Below are 19,243 nucleotides of genomic sequence, written 5' to 3' on the forward strand. Positions count from 1 at the left end.
GGAGGACCTCAAGTGACCAGTAGACCCTGGACGTTCAGAGCTGCGGCCATCGGCGTCGCGGTCGCCACTGCGGCGGCGACCATGTCGGCCCTCACGGTGGCGCAGGCCGCCGACGGCGCACCGGCGGCGGCTGTGGACCGGCACGACCCGGCGGACCACGAGCACGCCGGCGAGCACGACCTCGACGGACCTCTGAGCAAAACTCGGGAGGCCCAGCGCGAGGAGGCCCTGCAGCAGGTCATATCCGGCGACGCCACGGTCAAGGACCGTGACGGCTCGCAGGTTGTGAAGCTGGAGAGCAAGAAGGGCAAGAGCAAGTACGTCGAGCTCGGCCGCGAGAAGACCGACAAGATCTTCACGATCCTCGTCGAGTTCGGCGACCAGATCGACAGCCGCTACGGCGGCACCGCCGGCCCGCTGCACAACCAGATCGCCAAGCCGGACCGGGCCAAGGACAACTCCACCGCCTGGCGGGCGGACTACGACCAGAAGTACTTCCAGGACCTCTACTTCGGCACCGGCAAGAACGACGAGTCGGTGAAGAAGTACTACGAGAAGCAGTCCTCGGGCCGCTACTCGGTCGAGGGCGAGGTCTCCGACTGGGTCAAGGTCCCGTACAACGAGGCCCGCTACGGCAACAACAAGTGCGGCCAGACCAACTGCTCCAGCGTGTGGAACATCGTCAGCGACGGTCTCACGTCCTGGGTCGCCCAGCAGAAGGCAGCGGGGCGCACCGACGCCGAGATCAAGGCGGACGTGGCCGAGTTCGACCAGTGGGACCGATACGACTTCGACGGCGACGGCGACTTCAACGAGCCCGACGGCTACATCGACCACTTCCAGGTCGTGCACGCCGGTGAGGACGAGTCCGCCGGCGGCGGCGCGCAGGGCACGGACGCCATCTGGGCCCACCGCTGGTACGCGTTCGGCACCGACGCGGGCGCGACCGGCCCGGCCGGTAACAAGCTCGGCGGCGCCAAGATCGGTGACACCGGCATCTGGGTCGGCGACTACACCGTCCAGCCCGAGAACGGCGGCCTCGGTGTCTACGCCCACGAGTACGGCCACGACCTCGGTCTGCCGGACCACTACGACACCGCCGGCGGCGACAACTCCACCGGCTTCTGGACGCTGATGTCGTCCGGTTCCTGGCTCGGCACCGGCAAGGACGCCATCGGCGACCTGCCCGGCGACATGACCGCATGGGACAAGCTGCAGCTCGGCTGGCTGGACTACGACACGGCGAAGGCGGCGACGAAGTCGCGGCACAAGCTCGGGGTCGCGGAGTACAACTCCAAGGACAAGCAGGCCCTCGTGGTCGAGCTGCCGAAGAAGGAGGTCTCCACCGAGATCGTCGTTCCGGCGCAGGGCTCGACCCAGTGGTGGAGCGGCAGCGGTGACAACCTCTCCAACACGCTGACCCGTTCCGTGGACCTCACGGGCAAGTCCTCGGGCGCGCTCACCCTCGACGGCTGGTACGACATCGAGGCCGAGTTCGACTACCTCTACACCGAGGTGTCGACCGACGGCGGCGCCAACTGGACCGCCGTCGACGGCACGGTGGACGGCGCGGCGATCCCGCGCGACGCCAGCGGCAAGCCCGCGCTGACCGGCTCCTCCGCCGCGTACAAGAAGCTGTCGTACTCCCTGAACGCCTACGCGGGCAAGAAGTTCGACCTGCGCTTCCGCTACCAGACCGACGGCGGCCTGGCCCTCAAGGGCTTCGCGGCCGACCGCATCGCGCTCACGGCCGACGGGGCGACCGTCTTCTCCGACGACGCGGAGAGCGCCGACGCCGCCTGGACGGCCAAGGGCTTCACCCGCAAGGGCGCGAACTACACCTCGGACTACGCCCAGTACTACATCGCCGAGAACCGCCAGTACGTGTCGTACGACGAGACCCTGAAGGTCGGCCCGTACAACTTCGGCTTCTCGACCACGCGTCCGGACTGGGTGGAGCACTTCCCGTACCAGAACGGTCTGTTGATCTGGAAGTGGGACACCTCGCAGGCGGACAACAACACCAGCAAGCACCCCGGCACCGGTCTGGTCCTGCCGGTCGACTCGCACCCGGCGGCGCTGAAGTGGGCCGACGGTACGGTGATGCGCAGCCGGATCCAGTCCTACGACTCGCCGTTCAGCCTCTACCGCACGGACGGTCTGAAGCTGCACAAGGCGGACGTCCTGACGACGATCCCGTCGTCGGCGGGTGTGTCCGTGTTCAACGACCGGACGAACACCTACTACGACGCGGCCACCCCGCTGGCCGGTGTCAAGATCACTGACACCAACACCAAGATCGAGATCGTCAAGGAGGCCGAGGACGGCTCCACGATGTCGGTCAAGGTCGGCCCCGCGGTGAAGTAGCTCGCATTTCCGCAGGTCAGAGCATGTCCGGCCGCGACCCCCTTGGCGGGTCGCGGCCGGACGTGTTTAGGTGCGTGCTGTGGCTTTCTTATTGACACTGACACGCACGGGGGTGTGACCTGCATGGCCGCAGGAGGTTTCTGCAAACTGCCGGACGGCAATGTCGTCGTCGCCCTGAACCTGTCCGGGGCGGCGGCACCGGGTACGACCTGGGTGCCGCAGGACGACGGTGCCGTACGGGTCCTCGTCCTGGCCGCGAACCGCGCCAGGGCCCTGACCCGGCTGCGCAACCTGGGCATGCGAGCGATCTACCTCCGCGGCAACGCGGCGCCCCCGACCCCGGACGAGATCACGGCCGTCCTGCACCATCCCGACGGCCTGATATGGCGCACCTCACCGGTCTGCCCGGCCTCCACGACCCCGGAGCTGTGGCACCCGATCAGAGCGCTGCTGAGGAGGCCCACGGTGCCGGTGTGACCCGTGCGGTGCCCCCGGGGGTCACACCACCGGCTTGCCCGACAGCTCCACGCCCGCCTCCCGCAGCTCCTCCAGGGCCCGCTCGGTCGTCTCCTCGGCCACCCCGGCGGTCAGGTCCAGCAGCACCTGGGTGCGGAAGCCCTCCCGCGCGGCGTCCAGGGCGGTGGCCCGTACGCAGTGGTCCGTGGCGATGCCGACGACGTCGACCTCGGTGATGTCACGGGCGCGCAGCCACTCCGCGAGGGTCACGCCGTTCTCGTCGGCGCCCTCGAAGCCGCTGTAGGCCGCGGAGTACGCCCCCTTGTCGAAGACGGCGTCGACCGCGCCGGAGGCGATCACGGGGGCGAAGTTCGGGTGGAAGCCGACCCCCTCCGTCCCGGCGACACAGTGGGCGGGCCAGGAGTGGACGTAGTCGGGGTTGTCGGAGAAGTGGCCACCGGGCGCGATGTGGTGGTCACGGGTGGCCACCACGTGCTGGTAGCCGGGGCCGGCCGCCTGGCCGATCAGCTCGGTGACGGCGGCGGCCACATCGGCACCACCGGCCACCGCGAGGCTGCCCCCCTCGCAGAAGTCGTTCTGTACGTCGACGACGATCAAGGCGCGGCGCATGGTGTCGGTGTCCTTAGACTCTTCGGTGCTTCGGGGTGGGTGGGGTCGGCCGAGGGCTGGAGCGCGAACGCCGGAGCGCGAACGCCGGGCTTCGCATCTACGAACTTCCGAGCCTAGAGACTTCGGGAGCCGTTCGGGAGGGGGCATCCGGCGCTCGCCCGGTGCGCGGACCGGAGCACGAACCGAACACGCGGGCGCTCGGGGGCTCGCGGGAGAGCGTGCCGGACAGGTTCACTCCGGCCCACTCCCTGTGTGCGCCCGCGGACGGATCAGACGTACTCCGTCGGAAGGACCGCTTCCCCGCGCGACAGCTGCGTCGCCGACAGCGGCAGGTTCGCCCGGGCGGCCACATGCCGGTCGCGTACGACGTCCAAGGGCTCCCGGGAGAGCACCCGGCCGTCCTTGATCAGCGGGACGAGGAGCTGATGTTCCCGCAGCTCCTCGGGCACCGGCCCGGTGCCGATCACCTCGGCCTGCGCGACGCCGTGCTCGTCCAGCCGGCGGGCCGCCCACTTGCGGCCCCCGATGGACGTCTTCCCGCCGCTGGACCTCTTCGCCACCGGCACGAGCGGGTCCGTGGGGTCCGCGGACTCGGCCCTCGCGACGAGCTTGTAGACCATCGAACAGGTGGGGTGCCCGGAGCCGGTCACCAGCTGCGTCCCGACGCCGTACGCGTCCACCGGCGCCGCCGCCAGCGAGGCGATGGCGTACTCGTCGAGGTCCGAGGTCACGATGATCCGGGTGTCCCGCGCGCCCAGCTCGTCCAGCTGCTGCCGGACCCGGTGGGCGACGAGGAGCAGATCACCGGAGTCGATGCGCACGGCGCCCAGCTCGGGCCCGGCGATCTCCACGGCGGTCCGTACGGCCTCGGTGACGTCGTACGTGTCGACGAGGAGCGTGGTGTTCCGGCCGAGGGAGTCCACCTGGGCCTGGAAGGCGTCCCGCTCGCGGTCGTGGAGCAGGGTGAAGGCGTGGGCGCTGGTGCCGACCGTCGGGATGCCGTAGCGGAAACCGGCGGCCAGGTCCGAGGTGGAGGTGAAGCCGCCGACGTACGCGGCGCGCGAGGCGGCCACGGCGGCCAGCTCGTGCGTGCGCCGGGCGCCCATCTCGATCAGCGGGCGCCCCCCGGCCGCGCTGGACATCCGGGAGGCGGCGGCCGCGATCGCCGAGTCGTGGTTGAGGATGGAGAGGATCACGGTCTCCAGGAGGACGCACTCGGCGAAGGTGCCCTCGACCCGGATGACCGGCGAGCCCGCGAAGTACACCTCGCCCTCCTGGTAGCCCCACACGTCTCCGGTGAAGCGGTAGCCGGCGAGCCAGTCGAGGGTCTGCGCGTCGACGATGGAGCGCTCGCGCAGGAAGCCGAGCACGGCCGGGTCGAAACGGAAGTTCTCGACCGCGTCCAGCACCCGCCCGGTGCCGGCCAGCACGCCGTACCTGCGCCCCTCCGGCAGCCGCCGTGTGAAGACCTCGAACACCGAGCGCCGCTCGGCCGTACCCGCCTTCAGGGCGGCCTGCAGCATCGTGAGTTCGTAGTGGTCCGTGAAGAGCGCGGTCGAGGGGACGTCGACCGGCAAACCGAGGTCCGCTGTGTTCATGGCAAGGGATCGTACTCCCATCTCGTCAATCTGACGATTTCAGGGTGGCCGTTTCTCATGTGCCCTGGTCGCGGGGCCGCATTTGTGCGGGGACCCCCCTGTGGTGGCAGCATGGGCGGTGTGACGGCAGCCGTTCCCATGGAGATCGAGAAGACCGAGTCGGCGGAGGAGACCTTCGCCGTACCCGAACCGGACGTTCCGTGGCTCACGATCGTCCACAACGACCCGGTGAACCTCATGAGCTACGTGACGTATGTCTTCCAGGCCTACTTCGGGTACTCGAAGGAGAAGGCCAACAAACTCATGCTCGACGTCCACCACAAGGGCCGCGCGGTCGTCTCCAGCGGATCACGCGAGGAGATGGAACGCGACGTACAGGCCATGCACGGCTACGGTCTGTGGGCCACCCTCCAGCAGGACCGGAAGTAGCGACGCACCTGATGCCAGGACAATTCGAATCGCTCCCCGGCGGCGGCGCGGCCGTCGCGCTCGACGAGGTCGAGATCTCCATCATCCGCTCGCTGGCGGTCCAGCTCCTGGAGCTGATCGGCCCCGGCCCCGCCGAGGACGCCGACGAGGACCCGCTGGCCGAACTCTTCGCCGAGGGCCCGAGCGAGCCGCCCAAGGACCCCGTCCTGCTGCGGCTCTTCCCGGACGCCTACAGCGACCCCGAGGGCACCCCGACGGCCCGGGAGGCGGAGGAGCAGCGGGCGTACTCCTCGGAGTTCCGCCGCTTCACCGAGAACGACCTGCGGGCCGGCAAGCGCGAGAAGGCCCTCGCGGTGATCCACTCCCTGGACGCGCTCTCCGCGACCGGGGAGGGCGGGGCCGTGCTGAAGCTGTCGGCGGACGACTCCCGGCACTGGCTCGGCTGCCTCAACGACCTGCGGCTCGCCATCGGCTCCCGGCTGGACGTCGTCGACGAGGAGGACACCGACCTCCTCTACCGCCTGCCGGACGAGGACCCGCGCAAGCCGATGGTGATGGCGTACCTGTGGCTGGGCGGCCTCCAGGACTCGCTCGTCACGACACTCATGCCCTGAGGGTGCCGATTCTCTGAGGTTCCGGGGCTCCGGGGCTCCGGGTCCGGGTTCCGGGTCCTCTCCACGCCCGCCGCACGGGCGTTCCACGTCTTCTCCACGGACGCTCAGTGTTCGCTCAGAGGACACTCAAATCCGGATAACGATCGCGTCACCACGCCCGCGAGGGATGCCCTCGCGGGTGTTCTTTGTCCGCTTCTCCCTGTGTTGTGCGCCACAGAAGAACCGGTGGATCAAGATGGCGGCCGTGATAGATCTGCACGATCGCTCGACCGGACGACACCCATGTCCGCTCGGGTGCGCCACCGGCCGACGACCGTCGGCCAGGCACGAGCGGGCTCGGTGAAGAGCCCGCTCAGCTCCATCACATCCGGGGGGATCGGAACCCGATCCGGGGTCGGCGAACGGCCCGGATCGGCCCAGCGTGGAGAAAGGCGCACAACACATGACCTCCGCTCAGGTCAACAAGAACGGCGACGAAGCCGTGCGCGGCGACGCACCCGAAGAGGGGTACGAGCGCGGGCTCGGCAGCCGTCAGGTCCAGATGATCGCGATCGGCGGCGCCATCGGCGTCGGCCTCTTCCTGGGAGCCGGGGCGAACATCGCCAAGGCCGGCCCCAGCCTGATCTTCATGTACGCCCTCGCCGGCGTCATCATCTTCTTCATCATGCGCGCCCTCGGCGAGCTGCTCCTGTACCGCCCGGTCTCCGGTTCGTTCGCGGAGTACTCCCGCGAGTTCCTCGGCCCGTTCTTCGGCTACTTCACCGGCTGGACGTACTGGCTGATGTGGGTCGTCACCGGCATGGCCGAACTGACGGCCGCCGCGATCTACGTCAACTACTGGTGGCCGGACGTCCCTCGATGGGTCACCGCCCTGGTCTTCCTGGTGGTCCTCTTCGGCGCCAACCTGATCTCGGTGAAGCTCTTCGGCGAGATCGAGTTCTGGTTCTCGATGGTCAAGGTCACCGCCCTGCTCGGCATGATCGTGATCGGCCTCGGTGTCCTCACCTTCGGCTTCAGCAGCGCCGGCGACACCGCCGCGGTCTCCAACCTGTGGGCCTTCGACGGGTTCTTCCCCAAGGGCGTCGGCTCGTCCCTGATGACGCTCCAGGGCGTGATGTTCGCCTACCTCGCCGTCGAGCTGGTCGGCGTCACGGCCGGTGAGTCGGAGGACCCGGAGAAGACCCTCCCCAAGGCCATCAACACCCTGCCCTGGCGGATCGCGCTCTTCTACGTCGGCGCCCTCACCGTCATCCTCTGCGTGGTGAAGTGGACCGAGTTCGCGCCCGGCGTGAGCCCCTTCGTCGCGGCCTTCGCCAAGATCGGCATCCCGGCGGGTGCCGCCATCGTCAACTTCGTGGTGCTGACGGCGGCCCTGTCCTCCTGCAACTCGGGCATGTACTCCACCGGCCGCATGCTGCGCACCCTCGCGGACAACGGCGAGGCCCCGCGCGTCTTCAGCAAGCTGTCGTCGACGAAGACCCCGGCGTTCGGCATCACCGTCTCCGTGCTCTTCATGGGCATCGGCGTGATCCTGAACTACATCGTCCCGGAGAAGGCCTTCGGCTACGTCGTCTCCGTCGCCACCGCCGCCGGCATCTGGACCTGGCTGATGATCCTGATCAGCCACGTCCTCTACCGCCGCGCAGTGGACGCCGGCCGCCTGCCCGCCTCGTCCTTCCCGGCCCCGGGCGGCGCGAAGTGCAGCTGGGTCGCCATCGTCTTCCTGCTCTTCGTCACCTGCCTCATCGCCTACGACGCCGACTCCCGCGTCTGCCTCTACGTCATGGCGGGCTGGGCGGCGGCCCTCGGCATCGGCTGGGCCGTGCTCAAGAGCCGCAACCCCGCGGTCACCGAGCGCCGCGAGACGGAGTTCGAGAAGATCGGCTGACCGGACGAGCACGGGTCCCCGAGGCCCTGGTCCCAGCATGTGGGCTGTTCCGTACCACCCCCCGGTACGGAACAGCCCTTCTGCTTATCCTGGCGACCATGCTGACCATCACCCAGGACCTCGTCGACCAGATCGTCGCCCACGCGCGCAAGGACCACCCCGACGAGGCGTGCGGCGTCGTCGCGGGACCGGCGGGCTCGGACCGCCCCGAGCGCTTCATCCCGATGCTGAACGCGGCCATGTCGCCCACGTTCTACGAGTTCGACTCCGGCGACCTGCTCAAGCTCTACCGCGAGATGGACGACCGCGACGAGGAGCCGGTGGTCATCTACCACTCCCACACCGCCACCGAGGCCCGCCCGTCCCGCACGGACATCTCCTACGCCAACGAGCCCGGCGCCCACTACGTCCTCGTCTCGACCGCCGACACCGACGGTCTCGGCGAGTTCCAGTTCCGCTCGTTCCGGATCGTCGAGGGCGAGGTGACCGAGGAGGAGGTGAGCATCGTGGCGGCCTACTGACCGGCGGCACAGGAATTTCGCGGCTACGGTGTCCGTACGCACGCGCACGCACGCTCACACAACTGCCCGCCACGGAGACGGCTCTTGACTCGACAGACGCGGCGACCGCACGGCCGGCGCCCCACGCTCGACGACGTCGCCCGCGGCTCCGGGGTGTCCAAGTCCACCGTGTCACGAGTGATCAACGGCGAGGACAAGGTGCGCGCGGCGGTCGTCGAACGGGTCCGGGAGGTCATCGCCGAGCTGGGCTACGTACCGAACTCCGCCGCCCGCCAGCTGGTCACCCGCCGCAACAACGCCATCGCCGTCGTCGCGAGCCAGCCGCAGAACCGCCTCTTCATCGACCCCTTCTTCGACCTCCACCTGAGGGGTATCCGCAAGGAACTGGTCGCCCACGGCGCCCAGCCCGTCCTCCTCTTCCTGGAGGAGCCCGAGGAGTACCCGCGCGTCGGCGACTTCCTGGGCGGCGGCCACGTCGACGGCGCGCTGCTGTTCTCCCTGCGGTCCGACGACCCGCTGCCCGGCATGATCGACCGGCTCGGCCTGCCCGCCGTCTTCGGCGGCCGGCCGATGCTGCGCGACGGCGAACCCGTGCACGACCGTGTGTACGTCGACGCCGACAACCGGGGCGGTGCCCGCGAGGCCGTCCGTCATCTGCTCGCCCTGGGCCGGGAGCGCATCGCGACGATCACCGGCCCGGTCGAGCGGGAGGCGTCCGCCTTCGACCGCCTGGACGGCTACCGGGACCTCCTGCCGGACGCGCCGCCCGAGATGATCGAGCACTCCGACTACACGCGGCAGGGCGGCGTCACCGCCATGACCGCGCTCCTCGACCGCCGCCCCGACCTGGACGCCGTCTTCGTCGCCTCCGACCTGATGGCCTCCGGTGCGCTGCAGGTGCTGCGCGAGCGCGGACGCCGGGTGCCGGACGACGTGGCCGTCGTCGGCTTCGACGACCTCACCCCCATCGCCGAGCACACCGACCCCCCGCTCACCACCGTCCACCAGGACATCGAGGGCATGGGCCGGCTGATGGCCCGGCTGCTGTTCCGTCACACGGAGGACCTGGCGGGCCAGGGGGAGCCGGGGGCGGAAAGCCCCCTGTCCTCGGTGGTCACCCCCACGCGGCTGGTCGTCCGGCGGTCCGCCTGACCTGCGTCCGACGGGGGTGGTTCCGCCCTCCATCTCAATCTCCGGCCCGAATCCGTCCGGCATGTGGGATCACATTCCGGGACCCGGACCGGGAATCGATACGATGAGCGCATGGTTTTTGACGACGTGAGCGAGAAGACGCCGGGCGCACTGCTCGTGGCGCGGCTGCACGTCGACCTGTGCAGGCTTGCCAGCGCCATCTGTTGACGCCGGCCCCGCCGCCGTACGGCCGTGAGCCGATGGGGGTACCTCTGGTTCGAGCGAGTCGAGAACCGGGGGAGCCGACACCCGTGTGACCACGCACTTCGCGCTGCCGCGCGCCACCGACCACCACTCCCGACAGGAGCCGCACACCATGGCCATCGAGGTCCGCATCCCCACCATCCTCCGCCAGTACACCGACGGTCAGAAGGCGGTGGAGGGAGCCGGTGCCACCCTCGCCGACCTGTTCACCGACCTGGAGAGCCGTCACACGGGCATCCAGGCCCGGATCGTCGACCAGGCAGCCGGCGGTGAGCTGCGCCGCTTCGTCAACGTCTACCTGAACGACGAGGACGTCCGCTTCCTGGAGGGCATCAACACCAAGCTGTCCGACGGCGACAACGTGACCATCCTGCCGGCGGTGGCCGGCGGCATGGTCTGATCACCCATGCGCTACGACTCCCCGCTGGCCGCGGTGGGCAACACCCCTCTGGTGCGCCTGCCGCGGCTGTCGCCGTCCGCCGACGTCCGTATCTGGGCGAAACTGGAGGACCGCAATCCGACGGGTTCGGTCAAGGACCGGCCCGCCCTGCACATGATCGAGCAGGCGGAGAAGGACGGCCGTCTGACGCCCGGCTGCACGATCCTGGAGCCCACCTCGGGCAACACGGGCATCTCCCTGGCCATGGCGGCGAAGCTCAAGGGCTACCGCATGGTCTGCGTCATGCCCGAGAACACCTCCCAGGAGCGGCGTGAGCTGCTCGCCATGTGGGGGGCCGAGATCATCCCGTCCCCGGCGGCGGGAGGCTCCAACACGGCCGTACGCGTCGCCAAGGAGCTGTCCGCCGAGCACCCCGACTGGGTGATGCTCTACCAGTACGGCAACCCGGACAACGCGGGCGCCCACTACGCGACGACGGGTCCGGAGATCCTCGCGGACCTGCCCTCCATCACCCACTTCGTCGCCGGTCTCGGCACCACCGGGACGCTGATGGGCGTGGGCCGCTTCCTGCGCGAGCAGAAGCCGGACGTCAAGATCGTCGCCGCCGAGCCGCGCTACGACGACCTCGTGTACGGCCTGCGCAACCTCGACGAGGGGTTCGTGCCGGAGCTGTACGACGCGTCCGTGCTCACGACCCGGTTCTCGGTCGGTTCGGCCGACGCGGTGACCCGCACGCGTGAGCTGCTGCAGCAGGAGGGCATCTTCGCGGGCGTCTCCACGGGGGCCGCGCTGCACGCGGCGATCGGGGTCGGGAACAAGGCGGTGAAGTCCGGGGAGCCGGCCGACATCGTGTTCGTCGTCGCCGACGGCGGGTGGAAGTACCTGTCGACGGGCGTCTACACGGCGGCGACCACGGAAGAGGCGATCGAGACGTTGCAGGGGCAGCTCTGGGCGTAGGCGCTCTGCGGGGCGTGGACTGGTGTGGGCCGGGTGCGTTCGTGGGGTGCGGGTCCGGTGGGGCTTCTCGCGCAGTTCCCCGCGCCCCTGAGAAGCAGGGGCTGCGCCCCGTGCTTCTCAGGCCCGCAGGGCCCGATGCTTCAGGGGCGCGGGGAACTGCGCGACCAGCCCCCACCGGACCCGCAGTCGAACAACCGGCCGCCCCTCACTTCGACAGGTGGCGGACCTGGGCCCACAGGGCCGGGTCGGCCACCCCCGCCTTGCGGCGGAAGTCACGCAGCCGCACCTCCCGCAGCTCGTCCGTCTCCAGGAAGCTGGGGCGGCCGCGGGCGTCACCGACCGCGCCCGGGGGCAGCGGGATCACGCCGGGCCGTTCGTCACGGCGGCGACTGGTGATCTTGGCGACGCGGGCACGGTTCCCGCGTACCGTCAGTACGAGACAGGGCCGGTCCTTCTCCCCGGGCCCGTCCTCGAAGGGCACGCTCGCCCACCAGATCTCGGCGGGCCTGGGTCCCGGCACCGGCCCGCGCACCCGCTCGGGGCGCCCAGGGGGCCGAGTCCGCCCCGTCCGCCCAGTCCGCCGAGGCGGCCGTCGCGAACGTCCCCACCCGTCGACGACCGCGGCGAGCAGGGCCAGCAACACCACAGCCGCGAGCGCCGGCCACCATGACGTGTCCATAGCCACGACCGTACCGGCGCACACCACGTAACGTCCGCCCCCTCACGCGCTCGCGCGCTCCTGAGCACCACCTCACCCCGGCCCACGCGCGCCCCAATGGCCCTATGACCAGCCGAACCGGTGACACCACAGGTGAGTTCGCCCACAACGGCCCCTGGCGGAGGAGCGACCCACCCTTTCGCGCCTTACGCTCAACGGACCGCACCACTCTCGTTGCACCCACGCCCGAACGTCGCAACCCCGCTAACTGCAATCCGCAACCCGTCTGCACGTCACGACTGACACGACTGTCACGACTTCACGCCAGCGCGGAGGTTCCAGCTCTCATGAAGCTCACCGTCGTCGGCTGCTCGGGGTCGTTCCCTTCCGCGGAATCGGCCTGCTCGAGCTACCTCGTAGAGGCCGACGGCTTCCGGCTGCTCCTCGACATGGGCAACGGTGCCCTCGGCGAGCTGCAGCGCCACTGCGGTCTCTACGACCTCGACGCGATCTTCCTCAGCCATCTGCACGCCGACCACTGCATCGACATGTGCGCGTACTTCGTCGCACGCTACTACCGCCATGACGGCGGCCGCTGCGACCCCATTCCGGTCTACGGACCGGAGGGTACCGAGCAGCGCCTGACCACGGCCTACGCCGACACCCCGTCCGCCTCCTCCATGAGCGAGGTCTTCGACTTCCACACGGTCAAGCCGAGCACGTTCGAGATCGGCCCCTTCACCATTCACACGGAGCGGGTCGCCCACCCCGTCGAGGCGTACGGCATCCGCATCGAGCACGGCGGCCGGGTCCTGACGTACTCCGGGGACACCGGTGTCACCGCCACCCTGGACGAACTGGCGCGCGACGCCGACCTGTTCCTGTGCGAGGCCGCCTTCACGCACGGCAAGGAGGACATCCCGGACCTCCACCTCAACGGACGCGAGGCCGGTGAGACGGCGGCCCGGGCGGGCGCCCGCCGTCTCGTCCTCACCCACGTCCCGCCGTGGACCGACCCGCAGGTCAACCTCGTCGACGCCCGCGCGGTGTACGACGGCCCGGTGGAGCTGGCGGTGCCCAGGGTGACGTACGAGATCTGAGCCCGGTACGCGAACGGCGGCGGGGGGGCCCCCGCGCCCCCCCGCGCGCCCCCCCCGCCGCCGTTCGGCCGCCGCGGCTCACGCCTTCGTGAGGTCCTCCACCTCCTCCTCGGGCTCACGGCCCGGCGTCGGCAGGTTGAACCTGGTGATGGCGAAGCGGAAGACGGCGTAGTAGATCGCGCCGAAGACCAGGCCGATCGGGATGATCAACCAGGGCTTGGTGGCCAGGCTCCAGTTGAGGCCGTAGTCGATGGCGCCCGCGGAGAACGTGAAGCCCGCGTGGACACCGAGCGCCCAGGTGACCGCCATGGAGATGGCGGTGAGCACCGCGTGGATCACGTACAGCAGCGGGGCGATGAACATGAACGAGAACTCGATCGGCTCGGTCACACCGGTCACGAAGGAGGTCAGCGCGAGCGAGATCATCATGCCCATCACGGCCTTGCGGCGCTCTGGGCGAGCGGAGTGCGCGATCGCGATCGCGGCGGCCGGCAGACCGAACATCATGATCGGGAAGAAGCCCGACATGAACTGACCGGCGGTCGGGTCACCGGCGAAGAAGCGGTTCAGGTCACCGTGCACGACGGTGCCGGCGGAGTTGGTGAAGTCGCCGATCTGGAACCAGGAGACGGTGTTGACGAACTGGTGCATGCCGATCGGGATCAGCGCGCGGTTGATCAGACCGAACAGACCGGCACCCACCGAGCCCAGCCCGGTGATCCACTCGCCGGCGTCGGAGATGACCCCACCGATGGGCTCCCAGACCAGACCGAAGAAGACGCCCATCGCGGTACCGACGAAGGCCATGATGATCGGGACGAGCCGGCGGCCGTTGAAGAAGCCGAGCCAGTCCACCAGCTGCTTGCGGTGGTAGCGCTGCCACAGCACGGCGGAGAGCAGGCCCATGAGGATGCCGCCGAGGACACCGGGGTTGTTGTAGGTCGCGGCCGCGTCGGCGCCGGCCTGCACCTTGGCCTCGGTGACGGGGAAGGCCTTCAGGACGTTGCTGTAGACCAGGAAGCCGACCAGGGCGGCCAGCGCGGTCGAGCCGTCCGACTTCTTGGCGAAGCCGATCGCGACGCCGATACAGAACAGCATCGGCAGGTTGTCGAAGATCGCGCCACCGGCCGTGGCGAAGACCGCCGTGACCTTGTCGGGCAGGTTCAGCTTCTCCTGTACGTCGGCCTGGCCGAGGCGGAGCAGGATGCCCGCCGCCGGCAACACGGCGATGGGCAGCTGCAAGCTGCGGCCGACCTTCTGCAGGCCCTGGAAAAGACCGGATCCCCACTTCTTCGCGGGGGCCGCCGTTGGCGCGGTGGCAGTGCTCATGGACTTCCTCCATCGGGTGGTGGTCTACACCACTCAGTGGTGTAGACCTGTTGTAGCAGATGGGGGACGGGATCAGGAAGCCTCGATTCCTACCAGGATTTTGACCGCGATTCCGACCGGGATTCCGACCGGGATTCCGCGCCGCTCCCGGACGGCTCGCGCAGGTCCGGGCCCCGTCCGGAGCACGCCGCACAGCGCGAGCGGCCTCTCGGCCGGCGGGCGCACCGCGAACCCGGTGCCGCCGTAGGGGACTTCGGCGTACGGGCCCTCGTCGTCGTACGCGGGCGCGGCGATGTCCGGATGGGCCCAGCGGGACCCCGGCGGCGACGAAGTCCTGGAGGAAGGCCGTCGCCGGCCGGGGAGAGTTCCAGGCGGAGGGTGCCGACCGGGCCCGCGGCCTGTACCGTGACCGCCGCCGCTGCGCGGAACGTGGCCGCGCCCACGGGCCCCGGGCCCGCGCTCAGTACCACCGAACGTCCGTCGGCGGACGGCTCGGCGACCACCTGCCCGGGCCGGGCCACGAAACCCCGGCGGCGACAGAACGCGCTGACGGCGACACCGGTGCGGCGGCCGTGACGTCACCGGCCACGACCCGGGTCATGCGGTCATCCGCGTGCGTACCGGGTGCCCGACTCGTCGCGCCGCAGCAGTTCCTCGTCCACGAGCGCCCTGCGCAGGGTGACCCAGTCGTCGAACCACTGCCCGCAGATCGCGTTGACCTTGGCCTCGGAGTAGGTGACCCCGGCCTCGAAGGAGCCGGCCACGACGGTGAGGACCCGGGTGCGGACCTCGGCCTTGCCGGGGATCGACGTCAGCCGTCCCTTGCGGAAGTAGGCCCCCGCGCCGTCGCCGCCGCCCCGCCCGGAGATCCGCACCTCCGCCTGGACGGCCAGCCGGAACGTGTCGTCGATCAGCCGGTAGGCGCGCGCGGCGGCGTCGTACGCGGCGATGCGACCGTCGACGAGCTTCTGCAGGGCGACGGCGGCGGCCGCCGGGCGCAGGCCGGCCCGCTGAGCCACCTCGGTCACGGAGGTCGCGCCGAGCGCGAGGGCCGCGAAGGCGTCGCGCCGGTCGGTCTGGGCGAGGATGCCGATCAGATCGCGGCAGGACGGCGGCAGGTCCTCGGCGCGGGGCTGGTCCTCGGCGGGAGCCGTGGTCATGGTGATCAACTTCCGGTGAGGGGGGCGGCGTTGTGCGGGGCGCTGTGCACGGTGATCCTCTACGCGTACCGCGTGATCTTCTACGCGTACCGCGTGATCCTCTACGAGTACCGCGCCGACGGCCGGTCACCGCAATCGGAAAACGCCGTACGGGACCGATTTCAGCCAGACCGCGGTGCGGAGGGCGCGGCGGTGAGCGTGGGCGGCACGGCGGTCCGGGATCTCCGGGGAGTCCCTTCGCGGGGCGGTCCGGCCCGCACCCCGCCACCTCGACACGGGCCCGGCGGCTCCGGCGATCCCCGGCACCGGCCCCGGCGAGCCCGTGCACCGGCACCACCATCCCCGCCGGGGCTCCGGGACCGCCGAGACGACATCGGGCTGAGCCCCGGTCGCGTTTGGCGACCGCTCCCACAGTGGTGTAGACCAGTCGCGGACAGTCCCGCAGACTGTCAGCGTACGGTTCCGCACCCCGTTCCGCCGGGGAAGACAGGGAGAGTGCCATGGCCAGTAAGGCTGAGAAGATCGTCGCCGGGCTCGGCGGCCTCGACAACATCGAAGAGGTCGAGGGCTGCATCACGCGCCTGCGCACCGAGGTCCGAGACGCCTCCCTCGTGGACGACGCCGCCCTCAAGGCCGCCGGCGCCCACGGCGTCGTCAAGATGGGCACCGCGATCCAGGTCGTCATCGGCACGGACGCCGACCCCATCGCCGCGGAGATCGAAGACATGATGTGAGCCACACGCGCCCACACACGGGCCCTTTTCCCCGGACCGCCGGGGGAGGGGCCCCCTCCGTATGTGCCGATAGGCTCAGCGCCATGTCTCGAATCGACGGCCGCACCCCCGAACAGCTCCGCCCGGTCACCATCGAACGCGGGTGGAGCAAGCACGCCGAGGGCTCCGTCCTCGTCTCCTTCGGCGACACGAAGGTCTTCTGCACCGCCTCCGTCACCGAAGGCGTCCCCCGCTGGCGCAAGGGCAGCGGCGAGGGCTGGGTCACCGCCGAGTACTCCATGCTGCCCCGCGCCACCAACACCCGCGGCGACCGCGAGTCCGTACGCGGCAGGATCGGCGGCCGCACCCACGAGATCTCCCGCCTCATCGGCCGCTCCCTGCGCGCCGTCATCGACTACAAGGCGCTCGGCGAGAACACGATCGTCCTGGACTGCGACGTCCTCCAGGCCGACGGCGGCACGCGTACGGCGGCCATCACCGGCGCGTACGTCGCGCTGGCCGACGCCATCACCTGGGCCCAGGGCCGGAAGCTGGTCAAGGCCGGCCGCCAGCCCCTGACCGGCACCGTCTCGGCCGTCTCCGTCGGGATCGTCGGCGGCGTCCCCCTCCTCGACCTCCGCTACGAGGAGGACGTGAAGGCCGACACCGACATGAACGTCGTCTGCACCGGCGACGGCCGCTTCATCGAGGTCCAGGGCACCGCCGAGGCCGAGCCGTTCGCCCGCGAGGAACTCAACTCGCTGCTGGACCTGGCCGTTTCGGGCTGCACGGAGCTGGCCCTCCTGCAGCGCAAGGCGCTTGATACGGTCCTCGAAAGGTAAAGGGCACCCCAAGAGCGCGGCCGCGGACGGCAACCACGGCGGCCCCGCCCGCGTCCTTGCCCATACGGGCGCACGGCACACCACCGTGCGCCCGGCCACACGGCGCCAGCCGTACCCGGGGCCGTCAGGCCTGCAACCAGTAGGAGGACCGTTCCATGGCCGCGAGTCGACGACGTCGCATGACCACCATCGCCGGAGCCGTAGCTGCCGTCGCCCTCACGGCCGGGCTCACCACCGGCTGCGACGCCGTGAACAAGGCCCTGGACTGCGTCCAGACCGCCGATGCCATCGCCCGGAGCGTGGACGACCTCCAGCAGGCCGTGCAGAACGCGGCGGACGACCCCACGCAGCTGGAGGAGTCCCTCGCCTCCATCGACAAGAACCTCGACGAGATCGGTGACAAGACGGACAACACCGACGTCAACAAGGCCGTGGACTCCCTCCAGAAGGCCGTCACCGACACCCGCACCGCCGTCGAGAACGGCGACGCGACGCCCGACATCAGCGGCATCACGGACGCGGCGGGCGAACTGACGAACGTCTGCACCTCGTAACCCATGCGAACCGGGCGGCGGGGATCGCGATACTGGTGGGCATGACCCGCCTGATCCTCGCCACCCGCAACGCCGGAAAGCTCACCGAGCTGAAGGCCATCCTCGCCGACGCAGGCCTCGCGCACGAGCTCGTCGGCGCGGACGCCTACCCGGACATCCCCGACGTCAGGGAAACCGGCGTCACCTTCGCCGAGAACGCCCTGCTGAAGGCCCACGCCCTGGCCACGGCCACGGGCTTCCCCGCCATCGCCGACGACTCGGGTCTGTGCGTGGACGTGCTGAACGGCGCCCCGGGCATCTTCTCCGCCCGCTGGGCCGGCCGCCACGGCGACGACAAGGCCAACCTGGAACTGCTGCTGGCCCAGCTCGGCGACATCGCCGACGAACACCGCGGCGCCCACTTCAACTGCGCGGCGGCCCTGGCCCTCCCCGACGGCACGGAAAGGGTGGTCGAGGGGCAGCTGAGGGGCACCCTTCGCCACACCCCGGTCGGCACGAACGGTTTCGGCTACGACCCCATCCTCCAGCCGGAGGGCGACACCCGAACCTGCGCCGAGCTGACCGCCGAGGAGAAGAACGCGATCAGCCACCGGGGGAAGGCGTTCGGGGGGCTGGTGCCGGTGCTGCGGGAGCTGGTGGGCTGAGCTGCAAGAGAGGGACCGCCAGATTGTGCGGTCCCTCTTCTGCGTGCGTGCGGCCGGTGGGACTCGAACCCACACGGGTGTGAACCCACTGGGACCTAAACCCAGCATGACTGCCAAATTCCATCACGGCCGCTCAAAAACGGTCATCAGGTTCGACCGGCGGCACTCAGTGTACGGGGCTGTCGGTCACCCGGCGAGGGGGACTCGGCCCTTCTGACGGCACCACGTTTCTGTCACGGCATGGCAGTTGGGACACAGGTAGCGCAGGTTCTCCCGGCGATTGTCCCGCCAGTTCCCGTTGACATGGTCGATCTGCAAGGTGACGGAGCGCCCCATCCACTGTAACGAGTCGCTGGTCGGGCGGTCATGTCCGGGATGCGGAACGGCTCGTACCGGGGCGGTCCGGGTACGAGCCGTTGTCGGGCGGGCGGGTGGGCTCAGATGCCCAGGTCCTTGATGATCTTCGCTACGTGGCCCGTCGCGCGGACGTTGTAGAGGGCGTGGGAGACCTTGCCCTCCTCGTCGACGATGATCGTCGAGCGGATGACGCCCATGTAGGTCTTGCCGTAGTTCTTCTTCTCGCCGAAGGCCGCGTAGGCGTCGAGGACCGTCTTGTCGGGGTCGCCGAGGAGGGTGACCCTCAGGGACTCCTTCTCGCGGAACTTGGCGAGTTTCTCGGGCTTGTCGGGGGAGATGCCGAGGACGTCGTACCCGGCGTCCGCGAGGAGCTCCAGGTTGTCGGTGAAGTCGCAGGCCTGCTTGGTGCAGCCGGGGGTCAGGGCGGCCGGGTAGAAGTAGACGATGACCTTGCGGCCCTTGTGGTCGGACAGGGACACCTCGTTGCCGTCGGCGTCCGGGAGGGTGAAGGCGGGGGCCACGTCGCCGGGCTGGAGTCGCTCGCTCATCGGTCCAGCGTAATGGCGGGCCCTGGCGGTGCGGCGCGGGGTGGAGCTGACAGACTGTCCGCAACCAAGAGAATTCACCGACA

21 protein-coding genes and 1 tRNA gene are annotated in these 19,243 nt (G+C 69.9%); 15 read left to right on the plus strand and 7 right to left on the minus strand.

Features of this window, described 5'->3' with window-relative positions:
* Positions 1 to 12: 12 nt before the first annotated feature.
* On the plus strand, positions 13 to 2,367 hold the full coding sequence (locus tag ACWCRJ_RS16200) for an immune inhibitor A domain-containing protein (RefSeq protein WP_450939874.1): 2,355 nt from the start codon (positions 13 to 15) through the stop codon (positions 2,365 to 2,367).
* Between the two features lie 123 nt (positions 2,368 to 2,490).
* Positions 2,491 to 2,844: a hypothetical protein gene (locus ACWCRJ_RS16205; RefSeq protein ID WP_450939875.1), complete on the plus strand. Its 354-nt coding sequence runs from the start codon at positions 2,491 to 2,493 to the stop codon at positions 2,842 to 2,844.
* A 21-nt stretch (positions 2,845 to 2,865) separates the two neighbouring features.
* Here the strand turns inward: ACWCRJ_RS16205 and ACWCRJ_RS16210 are convergent, their stop codons facing one another.
* Together ACWCRJ_RS16210 and ACWCRJ_RS16215 are read right to left on the minus strand one after the other, a co-directional pair.
* Complete coding sequence (locus tag ACWCRJ_RS16210) at positions 2,866 to 3,453, minus strand: isochorismatase family protein (RefSeq protein WP_005486741.1); 588 nt, start codon at positions 3,451 to 3,453, stop codon at positions 2,866 to 2,868.
* A 269-nt stretch (positions 3,454 to 3,722) separates the two neighbouring features.
* On the minus strand, positions 3,723 to 5,051 hold the full coding sequence (locus ACWCRJ_RS16215; protein WP_450939876.1) for a nicotinate phosphoribosyltransferase: 1,329 nt from the start codon (positions 5,049 to 5,051) through the stop codon (positions 3,723 to 3,725).
* Positions 5,052 to 5,162: 111 nt separating this feature from the next.
* On the opposite strand from ACWCRJ_RS16215, the gene clpS reads away from it, so the two are divergent.
* From clpS to ACWCRJ_RS16255, 8 genes are all read left to right on the plus strand, one after another.
* Positions 5,163 to 5,480 carry an ATP-dependent Clp protease adapter ClpS gene (gene clpS, locus ACWCRJ_RS16220; RefSeq protein WP_013003244.1) on the plus strand — a complete coding sequence of 106 codons (318 nt, stop codon included), beginning with the start codon at positions 5,163 to 5,165 and terminating at the stop codon, positions 5,478 to 5,480.
* 11 nt (positions 5,481 to 5,491) lie between these two features.
* On the plus strand, positions 5,492 to 6,094 hold the full coding sequence (locus ACWCRJ_RS16225) for a DUF2017 domain-containing protein (protein WP_450939877.1): 603 nt from the start codon (positions 5,492 to 5,494) through the stop codon (positions 6,092 to 6,094).
* A gap of 442 nt (positions 6,095 to 6,536) precedes the next feature.
* On the plus strand, positions 6,537 to 7,982 hold the full coding sequence (locus tag ACWCRJ_RS16230; protein WP_450939878.1) for an amino acid permease: 1,446 nt from the start codon (positions 6,537 to 6,539) through the stop codon (positions 7,980 to 7,982).
* Positions 7,983 to 8,080: 98 nt separating this feature from the next.
* Positions 8,081 to 8,503: a Mov34/MPN/PAD-1 family protein gene (locus ACWCRJ_RS16235; RefSeq protein WP_450939879.1), complete on the plus strand. Its 423-nt coding sequence runs from the start codon at positions 8,081 to 8,083 to the stop codon at positions 8,501 to 8,503.
* Positions 8,504 to 8,587: 84 nt separating this feature from the next.
* Positions 8,588 to 9,655 (plus strand): LacI family DNA-binding transcriptional regulator, encoded by a 1,068-nt coding sequence (locus ACWCRJ_RS16240; protein ID WP_450939880.1) that lies wholly within the window; start codon positions 8,588 to 8,590, stop codon positions 9,653 to 9,655.
* A 111-nt stretch (positions 9,656 to 9,766) separates the two neighbouring features.
* Positions 9,767 to 9,862: a putative leader peptide gene (locus tag ACWCRJ_RS16245; RefSeq protein ID WP_020115562.1), complete on the plus strand. Its 96-nt coding sequence runs from the start codon at positions 9,767 to 9,769 to the stop codon at positions 9,860 to 9,862.
* 148 nt (positions 9,863 to 10,010) lie between these two features.
* Positions 10,011 to 10,298: a MoaD/ThiS family protein gene (locus tag ACWCRJ_RS16250; protein WP_450939973.1), complete on the plus strand. Its 288-nt coding sequence runs from the start codon at positions 10,011 to 10,013 to the stop codon at positions 10,296 to 10,298.
* Between the two features lie 6 nt (positions 10,299 to 10,304).
* A complete protein-coding gene (locus tag ACWCRJ_RS16255) occupies positions 10,305 to 11,255 on the plus strand; it encodes a PLP-dependent cysteine synthase family protein (protein ID WP_450939881.1) in 951 nt (316 codons plus the stop codon).
* Positions 11,256 to 11,460: 205 nt separating this feature from the next.
* On the opposite strand, the gene ACWCRJ_RS16260 is transcribed toward ACWCRJ_RS16255, so the two are convergent.
* Positions 11,461 to 11,934: a type II toxin-antitoxin system PemK/MazF family toxin gene (locus ACWCRJ_RS16260; protein ID WP_450939882.1), complete on the minus strand. Its 474-nt coding sequence runs from the start codon at positions 11,932 to 11,934 to the stop codon at positions 11,461 to 11,463.
* A gap of 326 nt (positions 11,935 to 12,260) precedes the next feature.
* Between ACWCRJ_RS16260 and ACWCRJ_RS16265 the strand changes: the two genes are divergently transcribed.
* Complete coding sequence (locus ACWCRJ_RS16265) at positions 12,261 to 13,013, plus strand: MBL fold metallo-hydrolase (protein WP_450939883.1); 753 nt, start codon at positions 12,261 to 12,263, stop codon at positions 13,011 to 13,013.
* A gap of 78 nt (positions 13,014 to 13,091) precedes the next feature.
* Here the strand turns inward: ACWCRJ_RS16265 and ACWCRJ_RS16270 are convergent, their stop codons facing one another.
* Together ACWCRJ_RS16270 and ACWCRJ_RS16275 are read right to left on the minus strand one after the other, a co-directional pair.
* Positions 13,092 to 14,342 (minus strand): PTS transporter subunit EIIC, encoded by a 1,251-nt coding sequence (locus tag ACWCRJ_RS16270; RefSeq protein WP_450939884.1) that lies wholly within the window; start codon positions 14,340 to 14,342, stop codon positions 13,092 to 13,094.
* A gap of 605 nt (positions 14,343 to 14,947) precedes the next feature.
* Complete coding sequence (locus ACWCRJ_RS16275; protein WP_450939885.1) at positions 14,948 to 15,502, minus strand: DUF2087 domain-containing protein; 555 nt, start codon at positions 15,500 to 15,502, stop codon at positions 14,948 to 14,950.
* 500 nt (positions 15,503 to 16,002) lie between these two features.
* Here ACWCRJ_RS16275 and ACWCRJ_RS16280 point away from each other — a divergent pair, with 500 nt between their 5' ends.
* The 4 genes from ACWCRJ_RS16280 to rdgB all read left to right on the plus strand — a co-directional run bounded on the left by ACWCRJ_RS16280 (position 16,003) and on the right by rdgB (position 18,255).
* Positions 16,003 to 16,236, plus strand: coding sequence for a glucose PTS transporter subunit EIIB (locus ACWCRJ_RS16280; RefSeq protein WP_059081259.1), 234 nt, complete (start codon positions 16,003 to 16,005; stop codon positions 16,234 to 16,236).
* A gap of 83 nt (positions 16,237 to 16,319) precedes the next feature.
* Positions 16,320 to 17,057, plus strand: a complete 738-nt coding sequence (gene rph, locus ACWCRJ_RS16285; protein ID WP_450939886.1) for a ribonuclease PH — start codon at positions 16,320 to 16,322, stop codon at positions 17,055 to 17,057.
* Between the two features lie 155 nt (positions 17,058 to 17,212).
* Positions 17,213 to 17,611, plus strand: coding sequence for a hypothetical protein (locus tag ACWCRJ_RS16290; protein WP_450939887.1), 399 nt, complete (start codon positions 17,213 to 17,215; stop codon positions 17,609 to 17,611).
* 41 nt (positions 17,612 to 17,652) lie between these two features.
* Positions 17,653 to 18,255, plus strand: coding sequence for an RdgB/HAM1 family non-canonical purine NTP pyrophosphatase (gene rdgB, locus ACWCRJ_RS16295; protein ID WP_450939888.1), 603 nt, complete (start codon positions 17,653 to 17,655; stop codon positions 18,253 to 18,255).
* A gap of 48 nt (positions 18,256 to 18,303) precedes the next feature.
* Here the strand turns inward: rdgB and ACWCRJ_RS16300 are convergent.
* Together ACWCRJ_RS16300 and bcp are read right to left on the minus strand one after the other, a co-directional pair.
* Positions 18,304 to 18,388 (minus strand) — tRNA-Leu (locus tag ACWCRJ_RS16300).
* Between the two features lie 304 nt (positions 18,389 to 18,692).
* Positions 18,693 to 19,160, minus strand: a complete 468-nt coding sequence (bcp, locus tag ACWCRJ_RS16305) for a thioredoxin-dependent thiol peroxidase (RefSeq protein ID WP_450939889.1) — start codon at positions 19,158 to 19,160, stop codon at positions 18,693 to 18,695.
* Positions 19,161 to 19,243 lie beyond the last annotated feature (83 nt).

It is taken from the genome of Streptomyces sp. NPDC002324, assembly GCF_053593335.1.